We start from the raw sequence: 15,064 nt of genomic DNA on the forward strand, positions 1-15,064 counted from the left end.
GTATCCGACCAGCCCGCTGCAGCCCGAATTCGATAGCGGGCGCAGGTCGCAATTCGCTCACAATTCAATATCGTCACTCTAGACCCATTAGTCACAGCAGTACCATCGATCACGTTGGCACTCATGGGCTTCGCACGTTTCGTCCTTAGCTGCTGACAGACCTGAGCAGTACAGATATGCAGTCCAATTTGAGGAGACTTCCGTGCCGAACAGACGTCGACGCAAGCTCTCGACAGCCATGCGTGCAGTCGCTGCAGTGGCAGTCGCAAGTCCAGCAGCATTGGTTGCGGTCACCCAGCTTTCCCCCGAGCCTCAGCAGCGCGAATTCACCCAGGCCGCGATGGTCACCGACCTGCCCAGCGAGCTGATGTCCGCGCTGTCCCAGGGGCTCTCCCAGTTCGGCATCAACCTGCCGGGCGGGTTGCTCGGCGGCACCGGGGCGTCGCCGTCGCTCGCCTCGCCGACGCTCACATCGCCGGGCCTGGGTTCGCCAGGCCTGACCAGCCCGGGTCTCACGTCACCGGGTCTGACCGATCCCGGCCTCACGTCGCCCGGGCTGACCTCACCAGGGCTCACCAGCCCGGGGCTGACGAACCCGGGCCTGACCAGCCCAGGCCTGACAAACCCGGGCCTGACCGGGGCTACGCCGAGCCTGACCGCACCAAGTGCCCTGACCGACCCCGGCCTGAGCAACCCGGCACTGAGCAACCCGGCACTCACCAACCCGGCCGGAGCCGTGCCCGGCGGGCTCACCACGCCCAGCCTGGGCGCACCCACGACGGGCCTGACCACACCTGGACTCGGCACTGATCCGTCACTGATGCCCATCTCCAACGGCGGCGCGCTGCCCGCGCCGGGCGAGGTGCCGATCACCGGCGACCCGGGCCTGGGCGGCACCTATCCGATCCTCGGTGGTGCGGACCCGTCCCTGAGTGCGATGCCAGCCGCCACCAGCAGCGGCGGCGGCGGCCTCCTCGGCGATCTGTCCAGTGCCGCCCAGCAGCTCGGCGCCGGCCAGGCGATCGATCTGCTCAAGGGCATAGTGATGCCGGCCATCACCTCGGCAATGAAGTCGGGCGTCCCGGCAGCCGCACCCGCGGCGGCGCCTCTCCCGCCCACGCCCTGATCGTCCTGTCGCGAAACGCTTGTCACAAAACGGCACCGCAGAAGCCAGTGGAGGCTCTGCGGTGCCGTTGCGTGCATAGATAAACCGCGTGTCGAATCATTGGTAACAATAGACACATACGTAACATCAGTCCGTGCTGTCCCGCCGTTCCGCACCGTCACTTCTCTTAACTGCGCTCGCGGCGACAGTCGTCATCCTCCCGTGGGCGATCGACAGTACGCCCGGCAGCAAGCCCGCTGAGGGCAGCGTCGCCGCACCGGTACTCACCCAGCAACCGCTGGACAATCTGGCCGCGGGCGACAGCATCCGCGAGATCCACCAGGACACCCCGTTCTCGATGGTCGCGCTCACCGCGCAGGACCTCAGGGGCACCTCTGCCAAAGTCCGAGCTCAGAAGGCCGACGGCTCCTGGGGCCCCTGGTATCAGACCGAAAACCTCGACGGCGTGGGCGACGAAGGCGGCACAGGACCACGCGGGACCGAACCGGTGTTCGTCGGCCGTACCACCACCGTGCAGATTGCCGTCTCGCGCCAGCTGCCGGCCGGTCTCCCCGCCACCACCCCGCCCGGGCCGCAGCAGCCCGGCCTCGGTTACCGGCCGGCTTCCGTCGAGAAACCCTTCGCCCAGACTGTCAACGCCGTGTTGATCAGCCCGCCGAAGGCTCCGGTGGATACCGGAAGCCTCCCCACCGCCGCCACCCCGCCCGGGGTACCACCGCACATCATCACCCGCGCCCAGTGGGGCGCCGATGAGGCGATGCGATGCGGAAACCCGGTGTATGACCAAGGCATCCGCGCCGCCGTCGTACACCACACAGCCGGCAGCAACGACTACGCGCCAGAAGACTCCGCCGGAATCGTCCGCTCAATCTACGAGTACCACTCCCGCACCCTCGGCTGGTGCGACATCGCCTACAACGCCCTGGTCGACAAGTACGGTCAGGTCTTCGAGGGCCGGGCCGGCGGTATGAACCGGGCTGTCGAGGGGTCGCATACCGGCGGGTTCAACCGCGACACCTGGGGGGTGGCGATGATGGGCGACTTCACGACCGTCCCACCGACCGAGATCCAGTTGAACACCGTGGGCCGGCTGCTCGGTTGGCGGCTCGGTCTCGATCACGTCGACCCCAAGGGCTCCGTGGTGCTCACCTCCGCGGGCGGCGCATTCACCCATTTCCCGCTCGGTGCCACCCCGACCCTGCCGACGATCTTCACCCACCGCGACGTCGGAGACACCGAGTGCCCCGGCAACGCCGCCTACGCCGAGATGGACCGGCTTCGCGACATCGCCGCCCGCTTCAACCAACCACCGGGCCCCGCGGACCTGGCAGAACAGATGCGCGGCGGAGCCATCTTCGCCCGCTGGCAAGCCCTGGGCGGGCCCGGCGGCCTACTGGGCAACCCCACCTCGCCCGAGACTGCGGCCGAGGGGACGGCCCGCTACGCCACATTCGAGAAGGGCGCGGTGTACTGGTCACCACAGACCGGTGCCGAACCGTTGACCGGAGCCATCTACGACGCGTGGGGCATGCTGGGCTTCGAACGCGGCATCCTCGGGTTGCCGACCAGCGGCGAGATCGCCGAACCGCTGTGGATCGTGCAGAACTTCCAGCACGGCACCCTGAACTTCGACCGCGAGAAGGGCACCGTGACCCGCGTGGTCGACGGTGTGCCGCAGGAGCTGCCGTCGCCATCCCCCGACCAGCAGCCGGTTCAGCTGGAGCGGTTCACGCCGATCACCTAAGAGGTCCCGGTCATCTTGCTCCTCGCGTGCGCTAGCCCCACCAGCGTTCCAACACCCGCGCAACGCCGTCGTCGGCGTTGGTCACCGTCACCTCGTCGGCGGCCGCCAGTGCATCGGGGTGAGCATTGCCCATGGCCACGCCGCGGCCGGCCCAGCTCAGCATCGGCACATCGTTGGGCATGTCGCCGAACGCCACGACGTCGACGGCGGTGAGCCCGAGCGGGTCGATGACCTGCTGCACCCCGGTGGCCTTGCTGATGCCCACCGGCACCACCTCGATCAGACCGTTGTTGGTCGAATAGGTGATGTCGCCGAGCAGCCCGACGTGGGGGACGAGCGCGGCGGCCATGTCGGCACTGCGCGCGCCGGCCTTGCGGACCAGCAGCTTGACCGCAGGCTGCGACAGCAGGTCCGCTGCGGATACCTCGGTGTTGTCCGGGTTGAGCCACGCATGCTCGTAACCCGGTGAGCTGACGAACTGCGGGGTGGCGGCATCGTGTGCCGAGGAGCCCACACGCTCCACGGCCAGGCCCGCGCCTGGTATCACCCGGGTCGCGATCTCGGCGAGTTCACCGAGAATGTCGGGCAGCAGCGTGTTCGCCGAGACGATCCGGTCGGTGGCCGGGTCGTAGATCACCGCGCCGTTGGCGCACACCGCGAGCGGCGCCAACCCCAGCCCGTCGACGACAGGCCTGATCCACCGTGGCGGTCGGCCGGTCGCCAGCACGAACCTGGTGCCCGCAGCGACGGCGGCCTGCACGGCCTCACGCGTCCGCGGCGTCACCTTCTCGTCCTCGTCGAGCAGCGTGCCGTCAACGTCCGTGGCAATCAGCCCCGGCCTCCGGTCGGCGGTCATGGTTACTTCCTGTCGCTTCGCGCGGCCCGCTTGCGCGCCCGCTCGGCCAACTCGGCCTCGTCGAGACGCTTGGCCTCCTCCGGAGTCGGTGCCGTTCCGCCCAATCGGCGCGGCACCCAATACTGCCCCACGGGCGTCGGGTACTCGCGCTGCACCCGGTCCAGCAGACCCGTCATCGCCGTTCGTAGCCGCGCCTCCAGTTCCACCGTCGAACCGCTCGGCGCGATCGGCTCACCCAGCGCCACGGCGACCGGGAGCTTCTTGCGCCCCAAAGCCCTCGGATGATCCTTGGTCCATATCCGGTGTGCACCCCAGACAATCAGGGGAACGATCGGGACATCGGCCTCCAGCGCCATCCGCACTGCTCCTGTCTTGAAGTCCTTGAGCTCGAAGCTGCGGCTGATGGTGGCCTCCGGGTACACCCCGACGAGCTCGCCGTGGCGCAATGAGTCCACCGCGGCGGCATAGGCGCTCGCGCCCGCGTGGCGGTCCACCGGAATAGTGCCGGTGTGTCTGATCAGGAATCCGACCGGCTTCACCTCCGCCATCTCGGCCTTGATCATGAAACGCATCCGACGGCCCCGTTCCTTCGCGGCCAGGGCGGCGGGCAGGAAATCGACGTAGCTGGTGTGGTTGATCGCCACGACGACACCGCCCGTCGCGGGGAGGTTCTCCAGTCCACGAAAGGTGATCCTGGTTCCGGTGGCCCGGACCACCATTTCGGCGGCGATCTCCAGACCCCGGAAAACCGGTTCCATCCGGCCCTACCCCGACGCCCCAGTCGGCTCGGCGGGTCCGGTCTGTTGCCCCGACGCCCGCCGCCGGGCCGCCTTCTCGGCAGCCTCCTCGGCGTCCATCCGGTTGGCTTCGGCCAGCGACGGAGCGCCGCCACCGAGGCGGTGCGGCACCCAGAACTCGCCCGGCGGATACGGCCCGTAGGCGTCCTGCACCTGCTCGAGCAGATGCTGCATCCGGGAATGCAGAAGTGCCGTCAACTCCGCCGGAGGCAGCGTCGGCTGGATCGGCTCACCGACTGCGATCGAGATGGGCACCTTGGGCCGGTACAGCTTCTTCGGACGGCCCTTCGTCCAGATGCGCTGTGCGCCCCACACGATGAGCGGGACGATCGGCACACCGGCCTGGATCGCCATGCGCGCCGCACCGGACTTGAACGCCTTGATCTCGAAACTGCGGCTGATGGTGGCCTCGGGGTACACCCCGACCAGCTCACCGGACTTGAGGTACTCGACCGCGGTGTCGTAGGAGGCCCCGCCCGATTCGCGGTCCACCTCGATGTGGCGCAGGCTGCGCATGATCGGCCCGGTGATCGTGTTGTCGAACACCTCTTTTTTGGCCATGAACCGCACCTTGCGGCCACGCTTCTGCTTGTACGCAGGCAGACCGGCGAAGGTGAAGTCGAAGTAGCTGGTGTGGTTGATGGCTATCACCGCTCCGCCGGTGACGGGCAGATTCTCCACCCCGGTCACAGTGAACTTCAGCCCCTGCATGCGCCATACCAGCCGAGCGAGCTGGATGACAGTCCCGTACACCGGTTCCACAGCCGCAAGCGTAATCCGCAACCCGACGGGTCGCGTATGCCGGTCACCAGGCGGGCTTCGGCACCGCGCTGGATTCCGGCTAGGCTGGCTGGCGCTCCATGTTCTGAGTCGAAAGGCTATTCGTGCAGGTCACCAGCGTCGGACATGCCGGCTTCCGGATCGATACCACGGCCGGCAACATCTTGTGCGATCCCTGGGTCAACCCGGCGTACTTCACATCGTGGTTCCCGTTCCCGGACAACAGCCAGCTGGACTGGACGGCCCTGGGCGACGTGGACTATCTCTACGTCTCCCACCTGCACAAGGACCACTTCGACCCCGAAAACCTGCGTCGCCACGTCAACAAGGACGCGGTGGTGTTGCTGCCGGACTATCCCGTGCCGGATCTGCGCCGCGAGCTGGAGAAACTGGGCTTCCACCGGTTCTTCGAGACCACCGACTCGGTCAAGCACACGGTCAGCGGCCCCAAGGGCGACCTCGACGTCATGATCATCGCGTTGCGGGCCCCTGCGGACGGCCCGATCGGCGACTCCGGGCTGGTGGTGTCCGACGGCGTCACGACGGCCTTCAACATGAACGACGCGCGGCCCATCGATCTTGAGGTCCTCGGCTCCGAATTCGGCGAGATCGACGTGCACATGCTGCAGTACTCCGGGGCCATCTGGTATCCGATGGTCTACGACATGCCCGAGCGGGCCAAGGATGCGTTCGGCATCCAGAAGCGGCAGCGGCAGATGGACCGCTGCCGCCAGTACATCGCCCAGGTCGGGGCCACGTGGGTGATCCCGTCGGCCGGCCCGCCGTGCTTCCTTGACCCCGCACTGCGCGACCTCAACGACGACCACGGCGACCCGGCCAACATCTTCCCCGACCAGATGGTGTTCCTCGACCAGATGCGCCGGCACGGCCATGACCGAGGCCTGCTCATGGTGCCCGGGTCCGTCGCCGATTTCACCGGCTCCGAGCTCAACGGGCTGAGCCACCCGATCGAGGACCCCGAAGCGGTGTTCACCACCGGCAAGGCCGTCTACATCGAGGACTACGCCCAGCGGATGGCCCCCGTGCTGGCCGCCGAAAAGGCCGGCTGGGCGCCTGCCGCGGGGGAACCGCTGCTGGAGCCCCTACGGGCCCTGTTCGAGCCGATCATGAGCCAGTCCAACCAGATCTGCGACGGCATCGGCTATCCCGTCGAACTACGTCTGGGCGCCGAGACGGTGGTGTTGGACTTCCCGAAACGCTCTGTGCGCGAACCGATTTCAGACGAGAAGTTCCGCTACGGGTTCGAGATCGCCCCGGAGCTGGTGCGCACCGTGCTGCGCGACGACGAGCCGGACTGGGTCAACACGATCTTCCTGTCCACCCGGTTCCGCGCCTGGCGGGTGGGCGGCTACAACGAGTACCTGTACACCTTCTTCAAGTGCCTGACCGACGAGCGGATCGCCTACGCCGACGGATGGTTCGCCGAAGCACACGATGACACCGCAACCATCACGCTCGACGGCTGGGAGATCCAGCGACGCTGCCCGCACCTGAAGGCCGATCTGTCGAAATTCGGTGTGGTGGAAGGGAAGACCCTCACCTGCAACCTGCACGGCTGGCAGTGGAACCTGGAGAATGGGCGGTGCCTGACCACAAAGGGTCATGAGCTGAGGTCCGCAAAGTCGTGAGCGCACCGCGCCAGTACTACGACGACGGCCTGATCCAATTGGACCGTCAGGCAATTACGCTGCGGCGCTACCACTTTCCGTCCGGAACCTCGAAAGTGATACCGCTGCGCGACATCCGCAGCTACAAGGTCGAGTCACTGAACATTCTGCACCGCTTCCGGTTGTGGGGCAGCGATCTGCGTCGGTGGCTGCCACTGGACGTCGGGCGACCCCTACGCTCGACGCTGATCACCCTTGAGGTAGAGGGGTCCTTTTGGCGGCCGGCGTTCACCCCGGCCGATCCGCAGCAGTTCACCGAGATGCTCGACGAGCTGCTGCACACGCCGTAACGATCAGCGGCCCGAAACCACCTGGCGCAACTCGGATGCCACGTCCGTGACGGTGTCGTATACCCGAACGATGGCCTCGTCGCCCGTCTTGAGGTAGGTGGACTCGCCGAGCGGGGTGTAGCGGGTGGCGCCGATGCCGATCAGCACGTTTCGCGGATGCCCACTTGCCACCATCAGTGCACCGACATCTTCCAGCGGCGTGTCCGTAGCACCCTTCTGGTTGGCCAGCCGCTCGACGATCCAGTCCAGCAGCACCTCGCCGTAATACGAGTAACCGACGAGTGGGGAGTCCACGCCATAGGCGTGCTGCTCACCGTCGCCGTCGCGCAGGAAGCACACCAACCGCATGGTGGCCGTCGGCCCGTCAGGGGTCAGGTCGCTGATGTCGAAGAATTGTGGCGCAACACCTTTCGAGGCCGGACCCCAGTTCTTCTTGTAGCTGATCTTCGGGGCGCCGGGCCGCCTGATCGAGCAGTCGTTGAACGCGCCGAGCGCAAACGGCTCCAACCGCACCACGGTGTCGCCGTTCCACACCACCCGGCAGGCCACGCCGACCTCGGGTTCGATCTGCAGGTTCAGCGGTCCGTCAATCTCCTCGGCCGCGGGCAGCATGATGGCGTCGTTGGACAGCGGGAACTCGCCCAGGAAGTCGTCGCGGCCCGGCGCGTACCAAGGAAAAATACCTTTGGGCGCATAGCCTTCCGTCACGACCTTGACGAAATCCCCGGCCTCCCCTGCCTGTTCGAGATGGCCGGCGAAGTTGCCCGCCACCCCGAACCCAAACCAGTTCCGCAGCTCGTCCAGGTCGATATCGATCATGGCTGCAACCCTACTGTGAGCCAGTCAAACCGGTGATACGTCATCCCCGTGTCGAGGCGGTGTGCTACTTGGGCTCCAGGACTTCGGTGCCGACGAACGGCACGAGCGCGGCGGGCACCCGCACACTGCCGTCGGGTTGCTGATGGTTCTCCAGGATCGCCACCAACCAGCGGGTGGTGGCCAGGGTCCCGTTCAAGGTGGCCGCGACCTGTGCTTTGCCGTTCTCGTCGCGGTAGCGGGTGGACAGCCGACGGGCCTGGAACGTCGTGCAGTTCGACGTCGAGGTGAGCTCGCGATAGGTCTGCTGGGTGGGGACCCAGGCCTCGCAGTCGTATTTGCGGGCCGCGGACGAGCCGAGATCCCCGGCGGCGACGTCGATGACCCGGTAGGGCACCTCGATGGCGGCCAGCATCTGCCGCTGCCAGCCCAGCAGCCGCTGGTGCTCGGCCTCGGCGTCCTCGGGCTTGCAGTAGACGAAGCCTTCGACCTTGTCGAACTGATGCACGCGGATGATGCCGCGGGTGTCCTTGCCGTAGCTGCCTGCCTCGCGGCGGAAGCACGACGACCAACCCGCGTAGCGCCGCGGTCCGGCCGACAAATCGAGGATCTCGTCGGCGTGGTAGCCGGCCAACGGCACTTCCGAGGTACCGACCAAGTAGAGGTCGTCGGCCTCCAACCGGTACACCTCCTCGGCGTGTGCACCGAGAAATCCCGTACCCGCCATGACTTCCGGCCGCACCAGAACCGGCGGGATCATCAGGGTGAACCCGTTCGCCACCGCCAGCTGAGCAGCCAGTTGCAGCAGACCGAGCTGCAACAGCGCGCCGTGACCGGTGAGGAAGTAGAACCGCGAACCTGAGACCTTCGCACCGCGTTCCATGTCGATCAGGCCGAGGGCCTCGCCCAATTCGAGATGATCCTTGGGGTTCTCGATGGCCCGAGGTTCGCCGACCAGGTCCAGCAGCGCGAAATCGTCCTCGCCACCGGCCGGCACGCCGTCGATGACGACGTTGGCGATCGCCGCGTGCGCGGCGGTGAAAGCCGTGTCGGCTTCGCTCTGCGCCACCTCGGCCGCCTTGACCTGCTCGGCCAGGTCTTTTGCCTGCTCCAGCAGCGCGGGGCGGTCCTCCGGGGAAGCTTTGCCGACGAGCTTGCTGGCGGCCTTCTGTTCGGCCCGCAGATTGTCGGCCGCCGAAACCGCCGCCCGCCGAGCGGCGTCGGCCTGCAGTAGCGCATCAACGAGCGCGGGCTCTTCACCGCGGGCCCGTTGCGACACACGAACGGTTTCGGGATTCTCGCGCAGCAGCCTGAGGTCGATCACGGGGGCAACCATACTTTCGACGACGCCAAACAGTGCATCCGAGGTGGCTTGCGAGGGGCTGCTGCGCGATCCGGTGACCGATAGCCAGCACAACCACATAACGTTACAACTGCATCACTTGTCACAGAGCCTGACACGCCTGTCACAATGGACGCGATGTTGGAGGCACCCGAGCAAGACGATCTGCTCCCCCACCGGACCGATGACGATCGGAAGTGGGGCAAGTGGTGGCACAATCTGCAGGCCACGTCGACGCGGCGGGTTCTGCTGCTGACCGCGCTCGGCGGACTGCTCATAGCGGGTCTGATCACGGCGCTGTCGAACGGCGGAGGCGCTGAGACCGGGCTCAGCGCGGGCTCGATCTCGCTGGGCCCCCGAGGCAACGACACGTTCGATCACGTCAAGCCCGGCGACTGCCTGAACTGGCCGGGAACCAACCCCGATGCCGCCCACATCGTGGCCTGCAAGGACGAGCACCGTTTCGAGGTCGCCGAATCCATCGACATGAAGACCTTCCCCGGCGCCGAGTACGGCCCCAATGCCGCGCCACCGTCGAAGGAACGCGTCGCGCAAATCAGCCAAGAACAGTGCACCCCGGCGCTGCGCTCGTACCTGGGCCCGAAGTTCGACCCGAACGGTAAGTTCACCATCGGCCTGCTGTGGTCAGGAGAAAAGGCCTGGAAGCAGGCCGGTGAACGGCGCATGCTGTGCGGCCTGCAGTTACTCGGCCCCGGCGACTCCCAATTGCCATTCCAGGGCAATGTCGCCGACGTCGACCAATCCAAGGTGTGGGCGGCAGGCACCTGCCTGGGCATCGACCCCGCCACCGATCAACCCACCGACGTCCCGGTCGACTGCGCACAACCGCACGCCATGGAGGTCACCGGCGCGGTGAACCTGGCGGAGAAGTTCCCCGGCGGCCTGCCGGCAGACTCCGATCAGGACTCGTACATCAAGGACACCTGCACCAAGCTGACCGACGCCTACCTGGCTCCGGTGCAGTTGCGGGCCACCACGCTGGCGCTGAGTTACAGCACGATCTCACTGCCGAGCTGGTCGGCCGGTAGCCACCAGGTGTCCTGCAACATCGGCGCCACCCTCGGCAACGGTGGTTGGTCGACCCTGCTGAACAGCGCCAAGGGCGCACTACTGATCAACGGGCAGCCGCCCGTCCCACCCCCGGACATTCCCGAAGAACGCCTCAACATGCCGCCCGTTCCGCTGCCGGATGCCTCGTCCGCCTCTACCTCGCAGTCGTCGGGGTCCCAGTCCGAGTCGTCGTCCTCGAATTCGGGATCGTCCTCATCGTCGGATTCATCTGGGTCGTCGGATTCGTCCGGGTCGTCGAGCAGCCAGACCCAGCACATGCCGCAGCAGTCGACGACCAGCACGGCCGCACCGGCACCGGCGCCTCAGTCGAACACCAATCCGCCTCCTCCGCCGCCTCCTGCTCCGGCCGCAGGCGACCAGCCGGCACCAGCGCCCGCAGGAGACCAGCCGGCACCGGCACCGGCACCGGCAGGCGACCAGTCTTCGGCAGGTCCGCCGCCTGGACCAGCGGCACCCGAGGCACCGCCCATTCCGCCGGGCCCGTGACCCATGGCTGCGCGGATGCGCCCACGACGGTTTGACGAGCTGGTTTCGGACGCGCTTGACCTGATCCCACCCGAGCTGGCCGCCGCCATCGACAACGTCGTGATCCTGGTCGAGGACCGCAATCCCGATGAGCCGGACATCCTGGGCCTGTACCAGGGCATCGCGCTCACCGAGCGGGACTCGTGGTACGCAGGCTCACTACCGGACACCATCACGATCTACCGCGACGCGATCCTCGATATCTGCAGCAGTGAGGACGAGGTTGTCGACGAGGTGGCCATCACGGTGATCCACGAGATTGCGCATCATTTCGGGATTGATGACGAGAGGCTCCACGATCTGGGGTGGGGATGAGCGCTTGCGCGAAGACCAAAGAACCCAGATGAGCGCTTGCGCGAAGACCAAAAGACCGGGATGAGCGCTTGTGCCCCGCGCGGCAACCACGCAGTGTCGGCGCGGGGTGCTATGAACAAGGCCATGAGCATCCAGTGCCGATATTGTCTGGCCGGGCTGGAGCACTGCCACGGCACGGTCATCCATCACATCCGGTACCGCTCGGAGTGCACCGACGAGGGCTGCACCACACCCGAATCCGCACACACCTTCAGCGTCGACTGCGAGTCCGTCGGCTGCTCGTGTGGCCAGGACATCGCGCTGGCGATGTAGCCTTCAGCCCATCGGGTCGGGTGCGCGCAGCGCTTCCTCCACCGGGCGCACGGCCGGTTCGGGGTAAAAGGGCGGAGTCATTTGGGCCCACTGCACACAGCTCCACCGTCCGTCGGTAACGGGCGCCAGAACCACCGACTCGGTGTTGGCCAGATGGTGGTCGAGCGCGAAGCCGCCGTCTAGACCGGCCAAAACCGCGGCCACCAGCCGGATCGCCGCGCCGTGGCTGACCAGGACGATGTCACCGGTGAAGGCGTCGTCATCGAGATAGCGCAGCCGCAGCTGGGTGAGCACCGGGACGTATCGGTCGAGCACCTCGTTGGCGCTCTCGCCGCCGGGCATCGCCAGATCCAGCTCGCCCCGATGCCAGCGCTGGTATGTGGTGTTGAACTCCTCGATCGCCGCGTCGTCGTTGCGATTCTCCAGCTCGCCGACCTGCACCTCGTGCACACCCTCGAACTCGTGCGGGGTCAGCCCGACCTCGCCGGCGATGCCCACCGCGGTCTGCGCTGCCCGGCGGGCGACCGAGTGAGCGACGATGTGCGGACGGTGGCCGAGCACACCGGCGAACTGCCGCGCCTGATCACGGCCGAGGTCGGTGAGTTCGGCGCCGGGCGGGCGGGTGTCCAGGCGGCGGTCGACGTTGCCGAACGACTGGCCGTGCCGGACGAGGATCAGTCGTCCGCTCATGCCATGCCCTCACGCAGCCGCGTCAGCCACTGTGTCGCCTCGTCGAGCGGCGGGGGCAGCGCGCCCGTCGCCGATCCGGTCGGCCAGGAACCCAGATATCGCACATCTGCACAACGCCGGAAGAGTGCTTTGAGTGCCTCGGCAACCGAATCGTCGTCGATGTGCCCGACGCAGTCCAGGAAGAACAGGTAAGTGCCCAACTCGGTTCTGGTGGGCCGGGATTCGATGCGGGTCAGGTCGATGTCACGGATCGAGAGTTCGGTCATCGCCGACACCAGCGCGCCGGGCACGTTGTCGAGCCGCAGCACGACCGAGGTCCGGTCTGCGCCGGTGGCGGGCGGCGGCGGCCCGGGCGGGCCGACCAGGACGAACCGGGTGCGGGCGTTGGCCTCGTCGACGACGTCGTCGGCCAGCACGTCGAGCCCGCAGCGCTGCGCGGCCAACCTGGTGCTCACGCCGGCGTCGGCACGTCCTTCGGCGACGTCGTGTGCGGCCGCCGCATTCGAGGTCGTCGCGACCACCTCGGCGGCGGGGAGGTTGGTCGACAACCACCGACGCACCTGGGCCAGAGCGACCGGGAAGGCCGCCACCGTCTGAATGGGTCCCACGTGGCCGGGACGCGTGACGATGGTGAACGCAACGTCGAGGGTGAGCTCGGCGTAGATCTGCAATGGGCTGCCGGCTGCCAGGCTGTCCATCGTCGGCAGCACCGACCCTTCGATGGAGTTCTCGATCGGCACGCACGCATAGTCCGCCGCGCCGTCGCGCACGGCTGCCAGCGCACCGGGTGTGGTGTCGGTGCGAACCGGGGTGAACCCAGCGTCGGCGGCAGCGATTCCTGGGCTTCCGGGAACCAACCCGGCGGCCACCATCTGCAGTAACGCCGCTTCGGTGAAGGTTCCTTCGGGGCCGAGGTAGGCGATGCGCAGCACGTTGCCAACCCTATCGGTTCGGCAGACCACACCCGGGACGGTGAAAGAGAAGCTTTGCACTTTCACGCCAGTGAGTTAAGTTAGGCTTACCTCACTAACGCGTATCCGAGAATGACGAAAGGCGGCGAGATGGCCACAGCGGCACCGACGACAGCCGAACGAATCCGCAGCGCCTGTGCGCGGGGCGGTGACGCAATGCTTGCCGTCGAGGGCATCGAGCCGGTCACATCTCCCGTCCACCATCTGCTCGATGACGGCTCGTTCGCCATCACCGTCCCCGCTGCTGGTCCGCTGGGCTCCCAGGTGGCCTCCTCCGGCTCGGCCGGCGTGCAGGCCGTCCTCGAGCTCACCGACTATGCGCCGCTGCCGCTGCGGGAGCCGGTGCGCTCGCTGGTGTGGGTTCGCGGCCGACTGCAGCAGGTGCCCACCGAAACAGTCGCACCGCTGTTGGACCTGATCGCCGGCCAGGACCCCAATCCCGCGCTGCTGCAGGTCAACACCGGAATCGACCAGTCCGACGACAGCTACGTCCTGATCCGTCTTGAGATCGAGTCGGTGGTCGTGGCCGACGCCACGGGCGCCGAATCGGTGCCGCTGGGCGCGCTCCTACAGGCCCGCCCCGACCCGTTCTCCACGATGGAATCGTGCTGGCTGCAGCACATGGAATCGGCTCACCGCGATGTCGTCGAAAGACTGGCGACCCGGTTGCCCATGGCCTTACGCCAGGGCCGAGTGCGACCGCTGGGCCTGGACCGCTACGGCGTGCAGCTGCGGGTGGAGAGCGCCGACGGCGACCACGACGTCCGGTTGCCGTTCGCCAACCCGGTCGACGACGTCACCGGACTGAGCCAGGCCATCCGGATCCTCATGGGCTGCCCGTTCCTCAACGGGCTACGCGCGCGGCAAGTCTGACCTGCCCGGGCAGGCCGGTGCTCCTCGCGTACGCGGGGTGACCGCTACCGTTGCTCCGGTGACCGCGGCCCCGTCGACCGATCCTCAGCGCCGCGGCCTGCGGATCGAAATCGCCGTCGTCCTGGCGGTGACCTTCGGGCTCAGCGCCTATACCGCGCTGCTGAAGCTGACCGAAGCCGTCCTGCTCGGCCTGTCCGGGCAGACGATCACCCTCAACCCGAAGCGCTCGCCGTTCGACCTGATCGACCTCGGCTTGCATCTGGCAGGCATCGTCCAGCTGCTGGCTTGGGGTGCCCTGGCGCTCTACCTGTTGTGGCGCAGTGGTTTCAGCCCGCGCTCGATCGGCTTGGGGCGGCCGCAGTGGCGCGCTGACGGGCTCGGCGGCATCGGCCTGGCCGCGCTGATCGGTCTGCCCGGGTTGGCGTTCTATGCCGGCGCGCGGCTGCTCGGCCTGACCGCGACGGTGGAACCGGCCGAACTCTACGACACCTGGTGGCGCATACCTGTGCTGATCGGCGCGGCGTTCGCCAACGGCTGGGCCGAGGAGATCATCGTGGTGGGTTTCCTGCTCACCCGGCTGCGCCAGCTCGACGTCAGTCCCTGCCGCGCCCTGGTGATTTCGAGCGTCCTGCGCGGCGCCTACCACCTCTACCAGGGCTACAGCGCCGGCCTGGGCAACATCGTCATGGGGCTGGTGTTCGGTTACGCCTGGCAGCGCACCGGCCGGCTGTGGCCACTGATCATTGCGCACACCGTGATCGACGCCGTGGCATTCGTCGGCTACGCACTCGCAGCCCGCCATCTCGGCTGGTTGCAGTAATCAGATGCGTTCGGCACGTACATTTTT

Annotated in this window: 16 protein-coding genes; 9 read left to right on the plus strand and 7 right to left on the minus strand. The window is 67.2% G+C overall.

The features are described 5' to 3' along the window. Positions 1-202: 202 nt before the first annotated feature. Both H276_RS0117605 and H276_RS0117610 read left to right on the plus strand, forming a co-directional pair. Positions 203-1,126, plus strand: coding sequence for a hypothetical protein (locus tag H276_RS0117605; RefSeq protein WP_026357132.1), 924 nt, complete (start codon positions 203-205; stop codon positions 1,124-1,126). A gap of 133 nt (positions 1,127-1,259) precedes the next feature. Next, positions 1,260-2,870, plus strand: coding sequence for an N-acetylmuramoyl-L-alanine amidase (locus tag H276_RS0117610; RefSeq protein WP_019972613.1), 1,611 nt, complete (start codon positions 1,260-1,262; stop codon positions 2,868-2,870). Between the two features lie 31 nt (positions 2,871-2,901). Here the strand turns inward: H276_RS0117610 and H276_RS0117615 are convergent, their stop codons facing one another. Genes H276_RS0117615 through H276_RS0117625 form a run of 3 tightly spaced genes read right to left on the minus strand, consistent with a single transcriptional unit; the run spans position 2,902 to position 5,285 of the window. Continuing rightward, a complete protein-coding gene (locus tag H276_RS0117615; RefSeq protein WP_019972614.1) occupies positions 2,902-3,726 on the minus strand; it encodes a Cof-type HAD-IIB family hydrolase in 825 nt (274 codons plus the stop codon). Between the two features lie 2 nt (positions 3,727-3,728). Then, entirely contained in the window at positions 3,729-4,484 is a 756-nt protein-coding gene (locus H276_RS0117620; RefSeq protein ID WP_019972615.1) for a 1-acyl-sn-glycerol-3-phosphate acyltransferase, read from the minus strand. A gap of 6 nt (positions 4,485-4,490) precedes the next feature. Continuing rightward, entirely contained in the window at positions 4,491-5,285 is a 795-nt protein-coding gene (locus H276_RS0117625) for a 1-acyl-sn-glycerol-3-phosphate acyltransferase (protein ID WP_019972616.1), read from the minus strand. A gap of 122 nt (positions 5,286-5,407) precedes the next feature. On the opposite strand from H276_RS0117625, the gene H276_RS0117630 reads away from it, so the two are divergent. After that, complete coding sequence (locus H276_RS0117630) at positions 5,408-6,952, plus strand: MBL fold metallo-hydrolase (RefSeq protein WP_019972617.1); 1,545 nt, start codon at positions 5,408-5,410, stop codon at positions 6,950-6,952. Further along, positions 6,949-7,281: a hypothetical protein gene (locus tag H276_RS0117635; RefSeq protein WP_019972618.1), complete on the plus strand. Its 333-nt coding sequence runs from the start codon at positions 6,949-6,951 to the stop codon at positions 7,279-7,281. The genes H276_RS0117630 and H276_RS0117635 overlap by 4 nt, the downstream gene beginning before the upstream one ends. Before the next feature lie 3 nt (positions 7,282-7,284). Here H276_RS0117635 and H276_RS0117640 read toward each other — a convergent pair whose 3' ends face one another. Both H276_RS0117640 and serS read right to left on the minus strand, forming a co-directional pair. Continuing rightward, positions 7,285-8,100: a DUF5718 family protein gene (locus tag H276_RS0117640; RefSeq protein ID WP_019972619.1), complete on the minus strand. Its 816-nt coding sequence runs from the start codon at positions 8,098-8,100 to the stop codon at positions 7,285-7,287. 64 nt (positions 8,101-8,164) lie between these two features. After that, positions 8,165-9,421: a serine--tRNA ligase gene (serS, locus tag H276_RS0117645; RefSeq protein ID WP_026357133.1), complete on the minus strand. Its 1,257-nt coding sequence runs from the start codon at positions 9,419-9,421 to the stop codon at positions 8,165-8,167. A 147-nt stretch (positions 9,422-9,568) separates the two neighbouring features. On the opposite strand from serS, the gene H276_RS0117650 reads away from it, so the two are divergent. The 3 genes from H276_RS0117650 (at position 9,569) to H276_RS0117660 (ending at position 11,683) form a co-directional block, all read left to right on the plus strand. After that, a complete protein-coding gene (locus H276_RS0117650) occupies positions 9,569-11,017 on the plus strand; it encodes a septum formation family protein (protein WP_019972621.1) in 1,449 nt (482 codons plus the stop codon). Between the two features lie 3 nt (positions 11,018-11,020). Next, positions 11,021-11,371, plus strand: coding sequence for a metallopeptidase family protein (locus H276_RS0117655; protein WP_019972622.1), 351 nt, complete (start codon positions 11,021-11,023; stop codon positions 11,369-11,371). Positions 11,372-11,494: 123 nt separating this feature from the next. Next, complete coding sequence (locus H276_RS0117660; RefSeq protein WP_026357134.1) at positions 11,495-11,683, plus strand: hypothetical protein; 189 nt, start codon at positions 11,495-11,497, stop codon at positions 11,681-11,683. Between the two features lie 3 nt (positions 11,684-11,686). Here H276_RS0117660 and H276_RS0117665 read toward each other — a convergent pair whose 3' ends face one another. Beyond that, the gene (locus H276_RS0117665; protein ID WP_019972624.1) at positions 11,687-12,373 is read right to left on the minus strand and encodes a histidine phosphatase family protein; all 687 of its coding nucleotides are present in this window, start codon (positions 12,371-12,373) and stop codon (positions 11,687-11,689) included. Beyond that, positions 12,370-13,305: a prephenate dehydratase gene (gene pheA / locus H276_RS0117670; protein ID WP_019972625.1), complete on the minus strand. Its 936-nt coding sequence runs from the start codon at positions 13,303-13,305 to the stop codon at positions 12,370-12,372. The genes H276_RS0117665 and pheA overlap by 4 nt, the downstream gene beginning before the upstream one ends. A 129-nt stretch (positions 13,306-13,434) precedes the next feature. On the opposite strand from pheA, the gene H276_RS0117675 reads away from it, so the two are divergent. Continuing rightward, positions 13,435-14,217, plus strand: a complete 783-nt coding sequence (locus tag H276_RS0117675; RefSeq protein ID WP_019972626.1) for a DUF2470 domain-containing protein — start codon at positions 13,435-13,437, stop codon at positions 14,215-14,217. Between the two features lie 58 nt (positions 14,218-14,275). Beyond that, complete coding sequence (locus tag H276_RS0117680) at positions 14,276-15,037, plus strand: CPBP family intramembrane glutamic endopeptidase (RefSeq protein WP_019972627.1); 762 nt, start codon at positions 14,276-14,278, stop codon at positions 15,035-15,037. Positions 15,038-15,064: the final 27 nt, after the last annotated feature.

The sequence above is a fragment of the Mycobacterium sp. 141 genome (assembly GCF_000382405.1).
GTDB lineage: Bacteria > Actinomycetota > Actinomycetes > Mycobacteriales > Mycobacteriaceae > Mycobacterium.